Below are 20,492 nucleotides of genomic sequence, written 5' to 3' on the forward strand. Positions count from 1 at the left end.
AATTTTTACAATATGGATCAACCCAAAGCCACAGTAGTGCTGAGCGGTGAGAAGCAGATCGTACGCACGCAAAACAGCGAATACGTTTTTCATATTTCTTCGTATACGACCAATGGTAAGCTCAGCATTTACGAAGCAACTTTCAGAACGCCGGGGAAGAATAAGAACCTGCATTATCATAAGATCATCACCGAAACATTTACTGTTCTGGAAGGGGAGTTCTACTTCAATCTTGCAGACGAAGAAATGGTGTTGAAGCCCGGTGATTCTCTGGTAGTACCTCCCACTGTAATACATGGTTTCAGGGCAAAATTACCTGGCAGCAAGCTGCTGATAGGGTTTACCGACAGCCCTGAAAGAGACGATTTCTTTGTTAAGTTGGCGCAGATCGTGAACGGAGAATTGGTGTTGAATGAAAAGGAGAAGGAAGGGTTTTATAATTCGTACGATCAGTATTATCCGGTGTGAGAGCCGGGTAAGTGAAAATAAAACAAGAGGACGCTTCATAACAAAGCGTCCTCTTGCAGTCTTATGATGGAATCCACAAGCCCTACAATCCCGGCTTGTCTACTTTGTGATCGTACAAAAACTTCGCCTGCTGCGAAATAAAAGTAGCCAGTCCTTCCCCTTCAACTGCCAGCTCTTTCAGCTTATCCACTATCGGTTTTCCCGCGCGCGGATAACTATAGCTGTAACTCGTATCATCATTATACCACACAGTGATCCTTTCGTCTTCAATCTGATACTTCGAAATAGGAGAATTGCCGCTTTTGTTCAGATACTTTTCCATCTGATAAGATTTGGTTTATGGTTAATTGAAAATTGTCGGGGGATTAAAAAAGCCCTCCTTGCAAGAGGGCTTCCGCTGCACGGGTACTGCAGCCATGAGTAATTTATCTTGAACTGTGCAGATAATCTTTTAACTGCGTAATGGTTTCTTCATGAGAAAGAATGGTTTCTTTCACCACATCGTTGATGGAAATGATCCCGATCACATGATCTAAATCAAATACAGGCAGATATCGGATATTTTTATCGGACATCAGCTGCATGCAGTAATCGATGGAGTCGGCTGTAGTTACCCTGGGGTAATCCGACGTCATTATTTCCTCCACTTTTGTATCGGTAGAGGATTTTCCTTTCAGGATGATCTTACGGCTGTAATCGCGTTCGGTCATGATACCGGCATACTTTCCATCTTCCATAACCATTACAGAACCGATATTGCGGTCGGCCATGATCTGCAATGCTTCAAGTACTGAAGTACCAGGGGTTACTGTAGTGATGTTGCTTCCCTTTCTTAACAGGATGTCGGTTACTTTTTTGTTCATACAGCATGTTGGTTTTAGTGAAGAATCGTTATACGTAATTTACAAAAAAACATCCACTTTTTTACTAGATTTATGGTCTCATTCCGGGAATTTCCAATTTCATACCCATCGCTATGATTGCTGATGATAATAGTTTCAATATGGCTGAGTTTCAGCAGGGTAGCCCCCTCGCTGTAGCAAGGCTTTTCGAAATGCTCTACCGTCCGCTGGTATATTTTGCCGTTTCCATCACCCACGATAAAGCCGAAGCGGAAGACATTGTGGTGGAATGTTTCGAAAAGGCCATGATCAAAAAAATGGATTTTGACAGTCTCCCCAATCTCCGTTCTTTTCTGTATGTAGCCACCCGGAACGCCTGCTTCAATTACCTCAGATCACTCAAAGTAGATGCCCGTTCACAGCAGGAACTGCAGTATCTGTACAATCCAATGAATAACGATAATGCAGACCTGCAGCAGATTGAATCGGAAGTGCTGAGCAGCATTCTCGCAGAAATTGAATCCCTGCCCACACAATGCAGGCAGGTATTCCGCCATGTGTATTTCGGACAGCTCGATACCCGCGAGATTGCCGGAAGAATGGGCATCAGCATCAAGACCGTACGCAATCAGAAAGCACGTGCTATCCGTTTGCTGCAGACACGGCTACTGAAAAAAGGACTGCTTCCGGCCGTATTTCTGTTGCAGATCCTCATCAACCAAAGGATGCTGGCCGAACAGCCTGCCTCCCTGCTTGCATAGCAGCAAAAAAAATATGAAAATGCTTTGGGCGTTTCGCCCTTCTCCTTGTTACACTTACAGGATCAGCGCCGGAATGCGCTGTCTGCAGGCATACACCACAGTTGGCGCATATCCGTACAAGTATAAATCATGACAAGAATTACCTGGCTTATCACCCGTTACCTGCGAGATGAACTCAGTACTGCCGAAAAGCAGGAACTGGAGGATTGGATTGCTGCAGACCCAAACCGCAAAAAATGGATGCAGCGGTTTGAAGAGCCCGGAATTCACGGTCTCCTTTATAATATGAGTGAGATCAACTGGAAAGATGGACATGAAAAATTCCTGCAAAGGAACCCGCAATACAGAGAAACTGAACGAAGGCCAACAGTGTTTTTTCATAAGTGGATGGCTGCTGCAGCCATCCTGCTGCTGATACTGGGTGCAGGCGCCTGGTGGATCCTGCACAGGCAATCAATTCCGTCTGATCCTGTGCAGCGATCTCAGCAACCTTATGCACAGGATGTTCAGCCGGGTTCAGAGAAAGCTACGCTAACTACCGGAAATGAACAGCCGGTATTGCTTGACACATTGAAATCGGCCAACGGAAAATATACCAATGAAAACGGTCAACTGAATTATAGCCATGATCAAAACATTGATGCCGCCGTGTCCATGAATACCGTCACCACGCCAAAAGGCGGCACTTACCGCGTAGTGCTGCCCGATGGCACCAAAGTGTGGCTGAACGCAGCTTCTTCCATCCGCTTCCCGTCTGCATTCACCGGCAACGAAAGAAAAGTGACCGTAGATGGCGAGCTGTATTTCGATGTGGCGAAAGACGCGCAAAAACAATTCATCGTACAAAGCAATCACAGCACCACAACAGTGCTGGGAACGCAATTCAATATAGCTGATTACAGCAACGACCCGTACACCAGTACCACATTGGTTCAGGGAAAAGTGGTCGTGAGCAAAGGCGATAACAAAGTGATGCTGCAACCAGGATCGCAATCTGTAATCAGCAACACAAACGATGCAGCACCGATCAGCATCAGAGATGCCAACCTCGAAGAAACAGTGGCCTGGAAAAATGGCTATTTCATTTTCAATGATGCACAACTCCCGGAGATCATGAGAATGGTGGAAAGATGGTACAATGTCTCCGTTATCTATGAAGCAACTATCAGCAAACAATTTGTGGGTGTGATAAGGCGTAATGAGCCGCTGTCGAAATTGCTGCAATTGCTTGAGCTCACCGGTGAGGTGAAATTCAGCATCAACGGTAATACTGTAAAAGTCAGCCGCTGAGCTGATTTACATACTGATCTGTTCATTCCATTAATGCAACCATAAACCAATCCTTGCAGTACTGCGGCCGCGGTACTGGTGTATCCTTTTCGAAGATTGATAACAACAATTGCACAACCCAAAACACAACGCTACGATGAAATGCTTTTTTCACGTTGGCGATGATCGGTTGCATGCCGGCTATTACTGCAAAGCCGCAGCATGTATGGTTGCCCGTTCATCGTTCAAAAGGTTCTGTTGTATAGCCATCTGCTTTACACTGCTGCTTTTTATTGCCCAACAGGCAAATGCTCATACACAGGAACAACCAATTACGCTTAAAGTAAAGAATGCCTCTCTCGAATCGGTTTTTGCCGAAATCAAAAAGCAAACCGGCCTCAATTTCATCTACACCAGAGACCTGCTGCAGAAAGCAGGCAAGATCACCATCGATGTAAAAAACGAATCACTCGAACGCGCACTTGAACTTATTCTCAAAGATCAGCCACTCACGTATTCTCTGGTTGATCAGTACGTGGTGATCAGAAAAAAAGAACCTCCTGCAAAATCAATGGAAACAACCGATAGCAATCCACGCATTGTGCAGGGATCTGTTATCAATGGCAAAGGCGAAGCTGTTGTAGGCGCCACCGTTTCGGTAAAAGGAAGTAAGAACACTACTTTCACAGATGAAACAGGAAGGTTTACATTGCGCGATGTACAGGCAGGGGATATGCTGGTAATTACGAGCATTGGTTATGCTTCGAGAGAAGTGGAAGCGATGAAGAATGGTCCGTTGATCATTTCGCTTCAGCCGAGGGTGAATGAGCTGATACCGGTTGCGGTGGTGATCAGTACGGGTTATCAACAGGTATCGAAGGAAAGGATGGTGGGATCATTTTCACAGCTTGACAGCGCAGCGTTTCATCGCAGGGCAGGATTGAATATCCTCGACAGATTGGATGGAACAGTAACTGGTGTGCTGTTCAACAGAAACAGTGCAAATGTACCCATCCAGATCAGAGGTATCAGCACTGTAGGAATGGCTGGAGCCAATGAAGCGCCTGCTTATGCTCCGCTGATTATTCTCGACAATTTTCCTTACAATGGAACACTCGAAAATATCAATCCAAATGATATCAAAGATATTACTGTATTGAAGGATGCAGCTGCTGCATCCATCTGGGGAGCAAGAGCCGGCAATGGTGTTATTGTGATCACTACTAAGAGAGGAAGTTTCAATCAACCGCTAAAAATTACAGCTACTGCCAACTTAACCGTTACTTCCAAGCCCGACCTCTTTCATATTCCACAGATGACCAGCAGCGATTTTATAGATGCAGAACGTTTCCTTTATGATCAGAGTTTTTATGATGGGGAAATCGATAATTCAACCCGGCCGGTAATTTCACCGGTGGTTGAAATTCTGGAGAGGAAAAAGGCCGGAACCATCACTGCTGAAGAAGCTGAACAACAAATAAACTCACTACGTAAGAAAGACCTTCGTAATGATCTGAACGATTATGTATATCGCACCGGCGTAAATCAGCAATATCATGTAAGCCTCAACGGAGGCTCCGAAAAGATTAGCTATCTGCTGAGTGCAGGCTACGACAAATCCACCCCTGGTATTCAGGGATCCAGGCCCGACCAGCGTTTCAGCCTGCAATCACAAAATACCTTCCGCATCAGTCCGACTTTCGATCTCAATGCCGGAGTTCAACTCTCGCAAACCAATAACAGGTCGGTTGATTTTGCTTCATTTCTCCTGCCGGGTGCAGGTAAAGCAAACTATTACCCATATGCGCAATTAAGAGGTACAGACGGATCTGTTCTTGCTACTCCTAAAGAATATCGCACACTGTATACCGACACTGCCGGCGGAGGTAAATTGCTTCCCTGGCAATATCGCATGCTGGACGAAATAAGCATGTACGATAGGAAGAGTGACAATCTCTTTGTACGGTTAGACCTTGGCGCAGCATGGCGGTACAGAGATTGGTTGAAGGCTGAGGTAAGATATCAGTATACAACCCAGCAGATCGAAAGCAGGCAGTATTTTAGTCCTGATACCTGGTACGCAAGAAATATGATCAATCTCTTCTCCGCACCTGATAATAATAAGATCGTAAGAAATATTCCGATGGGTGGTATTCTTGATGCAGCCAATGTACGCGGAACTACGCACAACGCCAGAGCCCAGGTGAATATCCGGAAAACCTGGAATATTCATGAGCTGGCAGTAATGGTTGCAGGTGAGATCAGTGAAACACGCAACAGCTCGGGGCAGCGGAGAATGTACGGCTATCGCGATGAATGGGGCACTTATTCTTCCAATCTCGATTTCAGTAAACCATTCGATACATGGGAGGGATTGGCGGGATCTCTCTATATCCCTTACGGAAATGACGAAGGGGTTTCGACATTGAACCGTTTTGTCTCATTGTTGGGAAACGCTTCTTATACATTGATGGGTAGATATTCTGCCTATGTAAGTGCAAGAAGGGATGGCGCCAATGTATTCGGTGTAAGAACCAATAACAAATGGAAGCCTTTATGGTCGGCAGGTGTCAACTGGGATATCGCCAGAGAACCTTTCTATAACGTAACATGGTTGCAGACGTTGAAACTTCGCCTTGCCATGGGATATATGGGAAATGTAAGTGTAGGGCGGTCTGGATTCCCAACCATAAAATTTATCAGCACCATTTCTCCAACAGGCCTGCCATCTGCTGTTTTGGGAGCCCCCCCCAATCCTGATCTTCGGTGGGAATCGGTCAAAACAATCAACGTTGGAGTTGATTTTGGATTACTCAAAGGAAGATTGTCCGGAGGTTTTGAACTGTTTACAAAAAGATCAGATTATCTCATCTCGAATACACCGCTCGACCCTACTTCGGGTGTAAGCAGTTATGTGGTAAATAGTGCGCAATTGAAGGGAAATGGTTTTGAGTTCACCCTTAATTCTGTCAATATCCGGGTGCCGTTTGTCTGGGAAACAAGAGCAGGATTTAGTTACAACAAAACCATTGTTCAAAAATATTATCAACCACTTGGAAACTCAATAATCAGTCTGTTCTTCAATCCGGATGTAAATCCGGTGGAAGGAAGAATGGCATGGGGACTTTCCAGCTACCGCTGGGCAGGGCTTGATCCGGAGACCGGTGATCCGAGAGGCTATCTGAATAAAACCATCAGCAACGATTATCAGAAACTTGCTCAGGATTCGGTAGAGAACCAGATCTTCAACGGATCTTCCATTCCACTGATTAACGGATTTCTCACCAATACCTTTCATTTCCGTGGTTTCTCTCTTTCAGCGAATATCATATACCGGCTGAATTACTATTACCGCAGACCTACCATCAACTATTCCAATCTTTTTTACCAATGGCAGGGGAATGCTGATTATGCAGACAGATGGCAGAAATTGGGTGATGAAGCACTTACCACCGTACCATCCATGATTTACCCTGCGGATGATCGAAGGGATCAATTCTATACTTATTCAGAAGTGAATGTAAAAAGGGCAGACAATATCCGGTTGCAGGATATAAGGCTCAGCTATCAGTGGAGCAGGATAAAACAACTTTCCATTCCGGTGCAAAGCGTGCAGGTTTACTGCTATGTAAACAACCTGAACTGGTTTCTCTGGAAGAAAGATGGCGGCAGGCTGGATCCTGATAACCCGACACAGAGCTATCCTGTATTGCGTGCTGTTACTTTCGGAACCATCATTCAATTCTGATTAACGATTTAATGTACTTTTTATGAAGCCTTTTTGTTCAATATCGATACCACGCATGGTGCGCAAACTGTTGGTAGTACTGATGCTGCCTGTTTGCTTACTCTCCTGCAAAAAATATCTCGAAGAGAAACCCGACAAATCTTTGGTGCTGATCACCAGCCTTGATGATATTCAGAAACTGCTGGACAGGTTTGATGTGATGACAAGTGGAGGAACATCCGGACTGATTGAACTGGTAGCAGACGACTACTACCTCACGGATCAGATCATAGGAAGACTGCCGCAGAATGAAAGGAGTAATTACCTCTGGGATCCCACCGCTCAATACGCTAATGGCTGGATAGGGTCTTACTCTTCCCCTGTATATTATTCTAATGTGATACTGAACCAAATGCCAAAAATAACAATCAATGCAAATGAGCATGAGCGTTATGATCATTTGAAAGGAGCTGCACTTTTCTTCAGGGCATGGGCTTTTTTTCATGTTGCCCAGTTGTATTGCCAGCCTTATGATGCATCGGTACTTCAGTCGCCCGGAATTGTTTTGCGACTGACTGATGCCATACTCGACAAATCAGAAAGGGCAACAATTGCTCAGACCTACGATCAGATAATGAAAGACTTTGCAGAAGCAGCAAAACTGCTTCCGGAAAATTCAGATTATCAGACCAGACCCACTAAGGCTGCAGCTTTCGGGGCAATGGCACGTGCAAGTCTGGCTATGCGAAAATATGAGGATGCCGGCAGGTTTGCCGACAGCTGCCTGAAAAGAAATGCAAATCTGATCGATTATAATTCGCTCGATACCACTGCTGCTGTGCCGATCGAAAGATTCAATAAAGAAACCGTATTCTATAGTATCCTCTCATTGCAAGTTGCCATAATAAAAGACTATGCAAGAATAGATACAAATCTGGCTGGTTCCTATGCTGCAGATGATCTTCGAAGAGGGGTATATCTGAACAAACGCACAGATAACAGTTGGGAATATAATGGCTCCTATGAAGGAAGTTCATTCAGACTGCTGTTCAATGGAATTGCTACAGATGAAATGTACCTTATAAAAGCTGAAGCAGCCGCAAGGGCAGGCAACACACAGAAATCGATGGATGTGCTGAATGCACTGCTTTCATACCGGTGGGTAACAGGAACCTGGCAAAACAGAACTGCCGGCTCTCCGTCAGAAGCAGTGGATATGATTCTGGAAGAACGAAGAAAAGAATTGCTGTTCAGAGGACTTCGCTGGACCGACCTTCGCAGGCTTAACCTTGAAGGTAGAAATTTCGAACTCAAAAGAAACTACAACGGACAAGAATATCTGCTGAAGGCAGGGGATCAACGATGGGTAATGCTGGTACCCGACGTGGTAATCAAATTAAGCGGCATACCTCAGAATCCAAGATAATCAATCAAACAATTACGATCGGGCCATGAAAAAAAACAGCTACAATCCCGCTTGCAGGAAGATATCCTGCCTGATAGTGTGTGTATTATTTTTACTCAAAATGCATGCGCAGGATAAGAGCAAACCTGATTCAACTTCTAAAGCATCATTGGGAGGCAGCCCTGTGGCTTATAAAACACTGATCACAGATAGTGCGAAAGCTTTCAAGGGATTGCTGACATTCCATCTGCTGAATGATCGCTGGTATCTCGAAATTGCTGATTCAATGCTGAATGTGCCTTTGCTGCTGGTGAACCGGATTTCACAGGGAGCAGGAGGAGGACAGTCACAGGGACTTGGATACGCCGGAGATCTGATCAACAAAGATGAAGTACAGTTCATCAAAGGCCCTGGGAATAAGCTTTTTCTGCAAAGAATGTTTCAGTACATACGTGCAACAGACAGTTCAGAAAATGGTTTGTTCAAAGCAGTGAAGAGATCAGATCTGCAGCCGATCATCTTCGCTTTTCCGGTAAGATCCTATGGACCTGGTGGAAGTATGGTAGTTGATTTCACTGATTTTATGATGAGTGATAACAACTCATTCTCTTTTGATGAATGGACGAGAGGACAATTGAGCATCAAGAGCTATTTCCCAGATCGTTCATACATCAGGTCTGTAAAATGTTTCCCTTTAAATGTAGAGATCAGAACCGTAAAATCTTTCACCAGGTTAGCTGAATTTCCTGCCACTTATGAATTTAACTTATCGATTGTTCAATTACCCCGTACACTCATGCGTTCACGAGCAGGGGACAAAAGGATCGGGTATTTTGAAGTAGAACATGAAGATATAGATGCAGATCCGCAGGATGTAAAATTTCCGACGATGATCACACGATGGAGATTGGAACCAGCTCCCGAAGATGTACAACGTTATCTGAAAGGAGAACTGGTGGAACCCATAAAGCCCATTGTGTTCTACATTGATCCCGCAACACCCAAGAAATGGGTACCCTGGCTAATCCAGGGAGTAAACGCCTGGCAGAAAGCTTTTGAAAAAGCCGGATTCAGGAATGCGATCTATGCATTGGAAGCACCCTTAAATGACAGCAGCTGGAGCCTTGAAGATGCACGTCACAACGCAATTGTATACAAACCTTCCTACATAAAAAATGCCAGTGGACCACAAATCAATGATCCAAGAACCGGTGAAATTCTTGAAAGCCATATCAACTGGCATCATAATGTAATGAGCCTTTTACAGGATTGGTATTTCGCTCAGACAGCTGCAGTAGATCCCAAAGCCAGGCAATTCCCAATGGACGATACACTGATGGGAAAACTGATCAGATTCGTTTGCACGCATGAGGTAGGGCATACATTGGGCCTTCGGCATAATTTCGGTGCGTCTGTAAATTATCCGACTGACAGTCTTCGCAACCCACACTGGCTGAAACAAAATGGCCATACTCCTTCTATTATGGACTACGCACGTTTCAATTATGTGGCACAACCCGGTGATAAGGTGGAGCAGGACGAACTGATTCCTAAGATCGGCGTATATGACGAATGGGCGATTGATTATGGTTATCGTTGGCTTCCTCCGCTTGTCAAAGGCGAAGAAGCGGCTGTTATGAAAAAATGGCTGGGACAGACAGTGAGCAGCGATCAGCGACTCTGGTTTGGAACAGAGGTTTCCAAATTTGATGCAAGATGCCTCTCAGAAGACTTGGGTGATGATCCTTCCACAGCTGGTACCTATGGCATCAGAAATCTCAAAATAATAATGAAAAACCTGCCGGAATGGACGGTAGACAAGAATACGGATGATGCATTTGAAATCACCAAAAGAATGGAAACTGCTGTAATGAATCAGTTCGACCGATATATGTTTCATGCTGCAGATCAGATTGCAGGAGGAAATATCAACTTCCGCAACCGGTCACAGAAGGGAAAAGTAATCGACTTCGTAGTAAAGGAAAAGCAGGAAAGAGCATTGGCATTCATCAACAGAGAACTGTTCATTACCCCTGAGTGGTTAAAGAACCCTGGTGTATATGCATTGGTAGGAGGAATGGGACATGTATACAGGATTGCACAGTGTCAAAAGAAAGTGATGGACAAGATCATCAGTTATGCAAATTTTGAAAACATGTCGTATCATGAAGAAATGAATCCGACAACTGCCTATCCGTTTACAAAATTTATGAATGATCTCCGGGGCTATATTTTTAATGATCTGAAAAGCAGACAACCGATTGATGCAGCAAGAAGAAATTTGCAGAAGAGATATGTTGAAAGACTAAACCTGTTGCTAACCTTTTCACCTGATCAGCGGCCCCGGGATGTGTACTATACTGACTTCACTTCGATTGTTAAACAACAACTGAGGCTTTTGAGCAAGCAAACTGCAGATGCGAAACAATTGCATTACGATAGTGCAACCCTCATACATCTTACTGATCTCAGTGAAAGGATCAATGAAGCGCTTTCCCTTCCTGAAAAGAAAGTAGAAAAACCTGAATAATTACAAAGAGACCCTCCATAAAATGGAGGGTCTCGTTTATCTTTCAAACCCGATTAAGGTTTCAGATCAACTCTGCCAGGAAGTTCGGCAACATTAGAGCCGTCAAGGCCTGTTGCATTGAGGATATCATTTTTCAGAGAACCTGCAATATCAACCTTAGGCAGACCAATGTTAGAACCTGAAGTGTATACTTCAGAAGCCACTACATTGATTGCATGGAGGTTAATGTCAGGAGTTTGCTGAGTAGGCTCGGTAGTACCAAAGTACTGGTAGTTCTTTGGATCTGTAACGTCTGCAACGGCGCCAGTTGCAGATAATTTGTAAGTATACCATCCTGCAGCAAACTTAGGAGCTGGAGTTTTGAAAGCGAATGCAGCTACGATACCACCTGCTACTACAACAGCAGCGAATGCAAATTTTGCAATTTTCATAAAATAAAATTTAAACGTAATTATTAATTGTGCCTACTCTATCGAGGGTTTTCGGCATACCCCTGCGTCTGCCTGTTTTAAGGAGGAAGCAAACAGCCACCTTTCCGGATGCGCTTGCAATCACAAGCCGGTGTTGTACAACAGTATGTTCAAAAGGAAAAACGAAAACAATAAATGAATAAGTGAAATATCACTGATGGTGTAAATCAACAACAGCAACAACAGCTGTCGAATGCAACAGTAGAGGAGGAGAGATGAAGAGAAAACACACACATCAGATTCTGTTTCATAACATCAGGTTTTTAATAATTGTCCGGTCAGGAAGTTGCCGGAACTGGGCCGGCAACAGTCCAGAGACCGGTTTTGCCGGGTTACTTCCCGCATTTGCTACATCAAAGCACATAACCCTATCTTTCGCAAAAAAGCGTTGGATCATGGTTCAGCACTACATGGCTTTCCCATGTGCTGGCACAATATTGTATTGGGTAATAATCCGGCAGTCCGGTTGCGTACAGGCAATAGCCGTACAGGTAAAAATCAAGGCAATGGCAATGTGGAAATTTTTTGCGAAAGAGAGCTTGAAAGATGCAGTGTGAGCGAGAAGCGATATGTTATTCACAACTGCCCTGTAAAAATAGATCAGGAAATGAGATTCCTGTTATGAATTCGGGATAATCTTCTTTCGAAGATGTACAGTAGAATGAAGTTGATGCATCGATAAAAGAACGTGGAATTGTTTTGCGAAAAGATGCAGGAGTAACCGGCAAGGTAATGATCAAGGACAGTCTGGACCTAATAGAACTCTGTCGACCAATTCACCCACGTTTGAGCCATCACAGCCACTTGCATTCAGAATGTCATCACGGAGCGCTCCACTCACATCTACTTTTGGCAATCCGGCTTTGCTGCCCGTTGAGTATACCTCTGTTGCAGCGTCAACATGGATATATTGCACGTGAATGTCGGGTGTTGTAGATGTCGGAGTAGTGTAACCCACAAACACATAGTTAAAAGGGTTTGAAAAGTCAATGCATTCACAGTTTTTGACCCGGAACCATTTAGTAAGTCCCAAAACTTTGTCAGGCGGCGTTGCTCCAATCATAAGTGTACTCAATATACTTATGAGAGTAAGAGATAAGAAATTCTTCCTGTTCATAACCTAAAATTTAAAATGAATAAAAAATTTGACAACGTAAAATTGCTCACTCATTTTCTTCTTAGGTTTCGAATGCAGGAGCATTTACTTTCATTTAAAAACAGCAAGGCGGCATTGGAATCTTCCGACTCCAATGCCGCCCTCTTCAAATGCTTTCTCACAGATCCTGCAACAGTTCCTGCGCCTTCCCATAATTGCCCGATGTGGCCGGGATCTGCTGCAACCATTTTTTACAATTCTCAGTATCCTTTTCTTTCAGGTAACTCAGCGCTACATAAAAACTTGCTTCATGCTGAAATGCTGAACTTCCCTTGCTTACTGTTATCAGTGTTTGTCTTGCTTTTTCTGTTGCGCCGCTTTGCAGCAATGCAATGCCGTAGTAGTATTGTGCAAAGCTGTTGGACGAATCCTTTTCAACTACTTCATACAGATAAGTAGCAGCAGAAGAATATTCCTTTGCATTGAATGCCTTGCTTGCCAGCACCAGCACACTGTCTGTATGGCTTCCTCTTTCAACAGGGCTCTCCATTTCGTTCACTGCATACTGGCTATACGGATCTTTATTCCAGGGCTGCCATACGAATACTGCTATCAATATCGCAGCTGCTGCAGTGATGGCTACCTTCCTCCACATCATCTTCACTACAGTTGCCTTGTAAGCAGAAGCTGGTTTTGAAACAGTAGCCGCAGATGCATCGTTGCTGAAGAATTCACCGCGCATATCTTTCAGCGTTGCGCGCAATTGCTCTTCATTTTCTGCTGCTGTGAAGGATCGCTCCAGTGAACCGTTTACTTCTTTATACAGATTCAGCTGCTGCTGCAACTCACTGTCTTCGGTGAGCGCAGTTTCGAATTCCTGCTGTTCTTCTGCCGACATCAGCCCTTCGGCGTAACGTGCTGCATCTTCTATGGTGAACTTACTCTTCATGTTATTGCCATTTGGAAAGTTGTGATTGAATGTTTTTGGTCAGCGAAGCCATGCACTCGGCTTTCTTCTTGCGAAGGTATCCGTAAGTGATCTGCAGCGATGCTGCAATCGACTCCTGATCTCCACCACCAAGGCAGCGTTTCAGTATCTCTTTGCAGCTGCTTCCCAGCTGTTCAAAGCATTCGAGAAACACTTTCATGCGATGATCCTGCTGCTGCATCTGTTCGGCAAGTGCAAAAACATCTTCACCTACAGATACATCATCCAGTTCTTTTGTTACCGGCTGACGGCCCGATTTTTTTAAATTATTTAACCATTTGCGTTTGCAGATAAGTAAGAGGTAGGGTTCAAATGGACAGGTAAGCTGCAATTGCTGTTCACTTGCCTGCCGGTAGATATCTATTAATGCCTCCTGCATAATATCGGCAGCATCATCTTCACTGCCGCTGTTGGCAACAATGTATCGCTTGATATTACCTGAATATTTCTGATAGATCTCCTTTACTACAAGGGTATCATTGCTGAGCAGGGCCGTTACATAGCGTTGATCAGGGTGTGTCATTGACAATGGAAACGAATGAGTTAATGAGGATGCAGCAATAAAAATAAAAAAACTTTCCAAACAGGGGGTAACAAAAGAACTGCCCCGGTGATATACCTGTGAATCAAATCTTTTTTTATGAAAAGTACCTTCAAATCTGCCGCGATAGTAATGGCGGCCATCATGAGCACTGTAGCTTGTAAAAAGAATAACGACAAACCTGTATTTGTGAAGGCAGATGAGGTTCTCGCCAAGAATGCAATTCCTTCCCAATCCTTCACCGGTAATGCCGGCACGGGTTTCACCATCATCGGTGAGAAAGGAACCAAAATAGTTTTCCCTGCCAATTCAATGGTCGATGGCAACGGAAATCCGGTTACCGGAACTGTAACGGTAACCCTCAAAGAAGTGCTGAGCAAAAAAGACGTCATTTTCTCAGGTGTTATGACGGAGTCTAATGGGCAAATTCTGGAATCAGGCGGAGAGTTGCTGGTTAAAGCACTTAAAGACGGGCAAGAGCTGAAAGTGGCTCCCGATGCGGCGATCAAAGTTGAAGTACCTAAAGTGATGAACAATAAAGACATGGGTCTGTTCGTACTTGGGAGAAGAGAAAAGCAACCAGGCGACAATGGGGGCCAGCAACCTCCGCAATTCCAGAACACATGGATCCCTGCACCTTATGCGCCTTTCGGCAACGGGCCAAACAGCTACTCTTTCAATCTGCCTTCTTTCACATGGGTGAACTGCGATCGCTTCTACAGTGATCCTAATCCCAAAACAACCATCACTGTTTCTCCTGTATTCGTTGATAATAATCAGGTAGGAGATCTTCAGGTGATGCTGGTGTTCAAAAATATTCAAACTGTTATCACGCTTCCTTTCAACTCAGGCATCAACAAGTTTGAAAGTTATCCTTACAGCCTTCCCATAGGCCTTCAGGCAGATCTCGTGATCATCGGAAAAGACAATGAAGGATACCTGCAGTTCGGAACTCAATTGATTACCATCAGCGCCAACATGCACATCAACGCAAATATGCACCGCGCTAATCAATCTGAGGTAGATGCCTTCCTGGCAACCGTGCACTAAGAAAACTCTGAAATCACGCTTCAGTCCTTCATAGCCCGGATCTGCTTTGCAGGTCCGGGATACTTTGTAGTAAACAATCGTACAGATTCATTACATTTACAAACATCACTATATGATCTCATACAAACCCTTAACAGCACTGATCGTATTGCTCTGTATAGTGAAAGGACTGAATGCGCAGGTGAGCGACACGATCCCCCCCGAAATTGAACCGGGAATAGACAGTAATCAGGTTAAACTGAACGCCGTTCTGCGGCCGCTAAGGCAGATCGCAGGGGCTCCGGCTGCCTTCTACACCTATTTCTGGGAGTTCGGCGATGGCACTTACAGCTTCGACAGATCACCCGTACATCATTACAGGGATACCGGCGATTACGATATCCGGCTCTTTGCCACCAACAACTATGATGATGGCAAGAAGCCGCCCACCCGTCTCCGCCGCGTTCGCGTAGAAGAAAAGAAGAAGCGAACCATGCTGGCCATGAACAATCAGCCATCTTTCTTTTCCGGAACCGGCTCGCTGGAGATCCGCTCCAATCAGCAACCCAAACCGGGTGAAGACATGGTGCTGCTGCTCGGTTACCGGAACAGACCCGGCGCTCCCGTGTCGAACGTAAGCGGTTCCGTGATGCTGCTCTACAACGAAAAACAGTTCTCACAAAACGCTTTCGATTTTGCCGATGCAAGAACTTATCATCAGGAGAAAACCATCGGATATGATTCACTGATTGCAATGGCGCCTGCCGATGCTTCTACCTACATGGCCGGAGAACCAGACAGGACGGGACTTTTCAGCGTAAGCGGCACCGAATATGATCCGCTTGCCGGAAAAAAAGAACTGCTGCAATGGCTGAAGCAGGAAACGGAAAGCTTCCGCACACAAAAGATCTGGCGCATCGATAATGTAAAACCGGGCGAAGAAAAATTCATGTTCATTTCCATCAATACATTGCCGGGAATGATCAAAGACACCAATGCGATGGTCACCATTGCCGGATTGTTTATTCCGGATGATCCCAGCATGGAACCAGAACGTTTCAACCTCGAAATGCAGATTGTGGCCTCGCACGATCCCAACAAGCTTCAGCTGCGCAACCGCCGCCTCAACTATCGTTTCACTACAAAGAATAAAGACAATACCTACAAAGTCCGTTTCCAGAATACCGGCAAGGGACCCGCCAAACGGATTGCCATTACAGTGAGCCTTCCCGGCATGCTCAATTCAGCCACGTTGAAAGTGGTGGACATGAAGCCTGCCTGCGTCTGGTGCAGCACTGCCTATCCCAATCAGAGCTGCATCGACACGCTTGTTTTCAAAGACAGCATTCAGTTCATCTTCAAAAATATTTACCTGCCCGGCACACAGCAGGAAGGAGTAACCGACCCGGATTCTACCATGGGCTACATAAAATACGTGCTCAATTTCAACAAGGGTATGAAGAAGCTGCCCTTCACCAGCAGCGCTGCCATTGTGTTTGATAAGAATGAACCGATCTATACAAACCGCTCTGTGGGCCGCTTCCGCAAAGGATTGTCTCCGGGAATTATGGTTGGATACAATACGGCGCTGGGTGCCAACCTCACCGAAATACCGAAGCAGAACTATACAATCGGATTTACACTTTCCGAATATTCGCCGTACAAACCTTATCTGCAATGGGAGCTCTATCTGCAACCATCGCGCAAACAGGAAACCTATCTCGGAAGAAGAATGGGAGGTGATACGGTGATCGATGGGCGCGGACAAAAAGTAGAGTACCGCGATCAATACCACAGGGTAGAGGTACTCGGCATCGAAGCGGTACCCATTCAGGTGCGATACAATCTCAAATCCTGGATCGGTACAGGTGCAGGATTGCTCGTAGCCGGAGAGATCAGCCGCAAAACATCGCAGTATATCGAAGCCAATGTGATCAGCGCAAATGGTGTATCCGCCATGCTGAAAGGTGTGCAGAATGCCAAAACCGAAGCCTTCTCAAAATGGAGGGGCGCAGTGTTTGCGGATATACAGCTCGGAATGGTTCGCGTAGGACCAGCACTGGGCGTGCGTTTGCTGCATTATATCAATCCAGCTCAGCAACGGATATACTTTTTTGCTACCTGGAGAATTTAATGGCTTCAAACGACTATCTTTAGGCAAACACTGGCTGATGACCCGCCGCCTGTGCGCTGCCCAACTACTAATTACATTTCTCTTTTTGCTGCTGCATGGCAAAGCCAATGCAGTGGCCGACTCCACTGCGCTGCCTGCCGCATTGCAGCAGCAGCTGAATGATTTCAAAAATAAGAATGATCTCACTGCCTGGCTTTACGCCCGCATCGATTATGCAGAGAAATCACCTGCTGAACGAACTGCTTTTCTCATGAGGACACAGCAGGAGGCATGGCGCGGATACCAAACCCTTCCCGAACGCGCAGCATGGTTCAATCTGCTGATACTGCAAGGCTACAATCAATTGCAGACAGGCAACATGCTTGCCAGTATCCATGCCTATGAAAAAGCCATGGAGTTCTACGATGCCTATCCAATCGCCGATACCGACGAATATGTTGAATATGTGCTGAAGCCGCTCGGCAACAATTACACCCGCCTGGCCGATTACGATGCCGCATTCTACATCCACCAGAAAACATTGCAGCTTCAACTGAAAGATTCTGTACGATTGAGCAGGGCAGGACTCTACGCCAATCTCGCCACCTGTTCCCGATGGAAAGGAAACCTGCCACTCGCAGCCTCTTACTGCAAACTCGGATTGAAAGATTGCGATAAGAATGCCGCTCTCTACGGATTGCTGCTGAACAATTACGCCGATATTTTGCAGGAACAGAATAAACCGGACAGTGCATTTCATTTCAGTCAGCTTGCATTGCAGCAACTGCGCACATTCAAAACCCGCTTCAACACCGATCCACAGGCATTGTACTGGTATGCTGCTGCGTTGCAGATCAATGCCAGATTATTGCTGCATCGTCAGGAGTATGCAGCCAGCATCAGCAATGCAAAGGAGGCAATGCAACTACTGCAGCAGTACTTTCCGGTTACGCATCAGCGGGAGAAAGCAAAGCTGCATGTTTTGCTGGGAGATATTTATCAGCAGCATCAGCAGGCGCCACGGGCCATGGATCATTACCAGCAGGCGATGTTGTTGTTATTGCCCGGATGGAAACCTGCCAATGCACAGCAGCTTCCTCCCGACGAACTGCTTTATCCCGAAAATACCATCACCGATGCACTGGCCGGAAAAGCAGCTGCGCTGGCTTCCATGCAGTACGATGATATCGCACTCGAACACTATTTCTCCATGTTTCGCGCCGCGCGTAAGCTCCGCGAAGCATTCGCCTATACCAGCTCGCGTGTACGCGATATGCAATTGCTCAGATCGCGCGCAGAAGCGGCGATGGATCTCGCATGGTCGCTGCATTCCAGATCTTCTGTTTCTGCACTCTACAAGAATAAATTGCTGCTGGTTACCGAACTGAGCAAAGCCCAGGTTTTGCAGGAAGAAAGATCGCTGCGCTGGCAGTTCAGATCCAATGCTTCTTCGGATGTACTGCAAAACAAAAAACGCAGATTGCAGGAAGCCATCATCTACTATCAGCACGAAATAATCGAAGCGCGCGGAAAAGAAAAGGAAAAGCTCAGCGCACTGGCTGAAGAAACAGAATACGAACTAACACTACTGAATAAACGCAATAACGATTCCTCTGTCACTGCTTCCTCCGGTTTAACATCCGCTGATTTGCTGCAGATGCTCACCGCCATTCCTGCAGGTACGAGCATGCTCAGTTTTTTTGAAGGAAGAAACAACAGCTACGTTATCCGGTTCAATGCACAGGGTGTTACGGATCTGATTCGTTTGCAGGGCGCAGATCAGCTGGCGGGCTCCATCAGGTCATTCGTTAAAAAGTGGTATGGCAGCGGAGCGCAGCCCATGATCAATGCTCCGGTTGTTTATGCAGCTGAAAGTTATCATCTCTACAATACCATACTCGGTCAGCTGAAATGGGCACCCGGACAGCAATGCATCTTGTTGCCCGATGGCAGTTTCGGCCAGCTTCCGTTCGATGCACTGCTCACAGAACCCACCGAAAGCAGCAATGCCGGTAACTGGAATATGTTCTTCAAAAAATGTCTGCTCAGTCAGGCATGGAGCCTGCAAACCTGGTACGAACAACAGAAAGCAAACTATGCACAGGGGAATTTTGCTGCATGGTTTGTGGCAAAGAGCAGCAACAATCAATTACCGGAACTGGAGGTGGAGAAAGAACAGCAATGGCTCGAAGCACAATTCCCCGGAAAATACTATCTCAATGAAAAGGCCAGCTGGCAAGCCTTTCAGCTGAATGCAGACAGCGCTTCCGTGCTGCATATCGGCACACATGCAGTGGCTGCGCAAGCGGGAAACGATCCGTATCTTCAGTTATTCGATCAGCCTTACTACCTCTTCGATCTGCAATACAAACATTTCGCTCCGGCCCTCGTTTGGCTGGGTGCGTGCAGAACCGGCGATGGCGAACTGATGGAAGGAGAGGGTGTAAACAGCCTCAGCCGCGCCTTCACTGTAGCCGGCGCTGGTGGCGTTGTTGCCGGCATGTGGAATGTGAACGATAAAGCCTCTGCTGAAATTATGGAACAGTTCTATCAGCAGGTAGCGGGTGGACAAAATGCCGCCCTGGCACTGCACAGCGCAAAAGACGATTATCTCTACAGGCATCGCAAGAATCAATTGCTGCAACTGCCTTATTATTGGGCAGGATACACGTACAGCGGGCATCTTCAATCGATCTACATGCCTATCAAAACACCTGCTTTTGCCTGGATACTTGCCATGATCAGCATCATGATCATGATTGGATTTTTCCTCTGGTTCTTCAAAAAAGGATACCAATAAAAAAGACCGGCATTGCTACGCAACACCGGTCCTGAACAATGAACATATACGCATCATGCAAAAGCCTCGTTCACTACTTCCATCACCTTATACATTTTTTCGCCGGCCGGCATTTTCCAGTTCACTGTCTGCCCTTTACGGTAACCAATAAGTGCAGTGCCGATTGGGGCGAGTACAGACACTTTGCCATCGTTGATGGCAGCCTTCTCAGGCAATACCAGCATGAGGTTGATGAGTTTGCCCGTTCGGTGATCCTGTATGGTAACAGTTGAGTTTAGTCTGATTACATCAAGTGGAAATTCTTCCTTGCTCAATACGGTGCCTTTGGTTAATTCTTCTTTTAATTTCTCTGCATTTTTCTGATCGAAAAGATTAAGATAGTTGCCGCCTTTGATATAGGAGGTCAGCAATTGCACGTCTTCTTTCAACAGAATTAATTCATTGGTCATTGCT

The 20,492-nt window shown here is 45.7% G+C and carries 15 protein-coding genes; 9 read left to right on the forward strand and 6 right to left on the reverse strand.

Features of this window, described 5'->3' with window-relative positions; genetic code table 11:
* Window positions 1–12 precede the first annotated feature (12 nt).
* Complete coding sequence (locus tag HHL16_RS21450) at window positions 13–468, forward strand: cupin domain-containing protein (protein WP_169427386.1); 456 nt, start codon at window positions 13–15, stop codon at window positions 466–468.
* Between the two features lie 82 nt (window positions 469–550).
* Here HHL16_RS21450 and HHL16_RS21455 read toward each other — a convergent pair whose 3' ends face one another.
* On the reverse strand, window positions 551–790 hold the full coding sequence (locus HHL16_RS21455; RefSeq protein ID WP_169427387.1) for a hypothetical protein: 240 nt from the start codon (window positions 788–790) through the stop codon (window positions 551–553).
* Between the two features lie 103 nt (window positions 791–893).
* Window positions 894–1,331, reverse strand: a complete 438-nt coding sequence (locus tag HHL16_RS21460; protein ID WP_169427388.1) for a CBS domain-containing protein — start codon at window positions 1,329–1,331, stop codon at window positions 894–896.
* 113 nt (window positions 1,332–1,444) lie between these two features.
* Here HHL16_RS21460 and HHL16_RS21465 point away from each other — a divergent pair, with 113 nt between their 5' ends.
* The 5 genes from HHL16_RS21465 to HHL16_RS21485 all read left to right on the forward strand — a co-directional run bounded on the left by HHL16_RS21465 (window position 1,445) and on the right by HHL16_RS21485 (window position 11,002).
* On the forward strand, window positions 1,445–2,071 hold the full coding sequence (locus tag HHL16_RS21465) for a sigma-70 family RNA polymerase sigma factor (RefSeq protein ID WP_169427389.1): 627 nt from the start codon (window positions 1,445–1,447) through the stop codon (window positions 2,069–2,071).
* Between the two features lie 129 nt (window positions 2,072–2,200).
* Window positions 2,201–3,361, forward strand: coding sequence for a FecR family protein (locus tag HHL16_RS21470; RefSeq protein ID WP_169427390.1), 1,161 nt, complete (start codon window positions 2,201–2,203; stop codon window positions 3,359–3,361).
* Window positions 3,362–3,497: 136 nt separating this feature from the next.
* Window positions 3,498–7,088 carry a SusC/RagA family TonB-linked outer membrane protein gene (locus HHL16_RS21475; RefSeq protein WP_169427391.1) on the forward strand — a complete coding sequence of 1,197 codons (3,591 nt, stop codon included), beginning with the start codon at window positions 3,498–3,500 and terminating at the stop codon, window positions 7,086–7,088.
* Window positions 7,089–7,110: 22 nt separating this feature from the next.
* A complete protein-coding gene (locus HHL16_RS21480; RefSeq protein ID WP_206022524.1) occupies window positions 7,111–8,493 on the forward strand; it encodes a RagB/SusD family nutrient uptake outer membrane protein in 1,383 nt (460 codons plus the stop codon).
* A gap of 25 nt (window positions 8,494–8,518) precedes the next feature.
* Window positions 8,519–11,002 carry a zinc-dependent metalloprotease gene (locus HHL16_RS21485; RefSeq protein ID WP_206022526.1) on the forward strand — a complete coding sequence of 828 codons (2,484 nt, stop codon included), beginning with the start codon at window positions 8,519–8,521 and terminating at the stop codon, window positions 11,000–11,002.
* Window positions 11,003–11,055: 53 nt separating this feature from the next.
* Here the strand turns inward: HHL16_RS21485 and HHL16_RS21490 are convergent, their stop codons facing one another.
* The 3 genes from HHL16_RS21490 to HHL16_RS21500 all read right to left on the reverse strand — a co-directional run bounded on the left by HHL16_RS21490 (window position 11,056) and on the right by HHL16_RS21500 (window position 14,079).
* Window positions 11,056–11,433 carry a hypothetical protein gene (locus tag HHL16_RS21490; protein ID WP_169427394.1) on the reverse strand — a complete coding sequence of 126 codons (378 nt, stop codon included), beginning with the start codon at window positions 11,431–11,433 and terminating at the stop codon, window positions 11,056–11,058.
* A gap of 1,313 nt (window positions 11,434–12,746) precedes the next feature.
* Window positions 12,747–13,517: a hypothetical protein gene (locus HHL16_RS21495; protein WP_169427395.1), complete on the reverse strand. Its 771-nt coding sequence runs from the start codon at window positions 13,515–13,517 to the stop codon at window positions 12,747–12,749.
* A 1-nt stretch (window position 13,518) separates the two neighbouring features.
* Window positions 13,519–14,079, reverse strand: a complete 561-nt coding sequence (locus tag HHL16_RS21500) for a sigma-70 family RNA polymerase sigma factor (RefSeq protein ID WP_169427396.1) — start codon at window positions 14,077–14,079, stop codon at window positions 13,519–13,521.
* Between the two features lie 117 nt (window positions 14,080–14,196).
* Here HHL16_RS21500 and HHL16_RS21505 point away from each other — a divergent pair, with 117 nt between their 5' ends.
* The 3 genes from HHL16_RS21505 to HHL16_RS21515 all read left to right on the forward strand — a co-directional run bounded on the left by HHL16_RS21505 (window position 14,197) and on the right by HHL16_RS21515 (window position 20,039).
* Window positions 14,197–15,147, forward strand: a complete 951-nt coding sequence (locus tag HHL16_RS21505) for a hypothetical protein (protein WP_169427397.1) — start codon at window positions 14,197–14,199, stop codon at window positions 15,145–15,147.
* Window positions 15,148–15,259: 112 nt separating this feature from the next.
* Window positions 15,260–17,260: a PKD domain-containing protein gene (locus HHL16_RS21510; protein WP_169427398.1), complete on the forward strand. Its 2,001-nt coding sequence runs from the start codon at window positions 15,260–15,262 to the stop codon at window positions 17,258–17,260.
* A 37-nt stretch (window positions 17,261–17,297) separates the two neighbouring features.
* On the forward strand, window positions 17,298–20,039 hold the full coding sequence (locus tag HHL16_RS21515) for a CHAT domain-containing protein (protein ID WP_169427399.1): 2,742 nt from the start codon (window positions 17,298–17,300) through the stop codon (window positions 20,037–20,039).
* Between the two features lie 53 nt (window positions 20,040–20,092).
* Here the strand turns inward: HHL16_RS21515 and HHL16_RS21520 are convergent, their stop codons facing one another.
* A complete protein-coding gene (locus HHL16_RS21520) occupies window positions 20,093–20,488 on the reverse strand; it encodes a GreA/GreB family elongation factor (protein ID WP_169427400.1) in 396 nt (131 codons plus the stop codon).
* Between the last annotated feature and the right edge of the window lie 4 nt (window positions 20,489–20,492).

The organism is Pseudoflavitalea sp. G-6-1-2 (assembly GCF_012927185.1).
Classification (GTDB): Bacteria; Bacteroidota; Bacteroidia; order Chitinophagales; family Chitinophagaceae; genus Pseudobacter.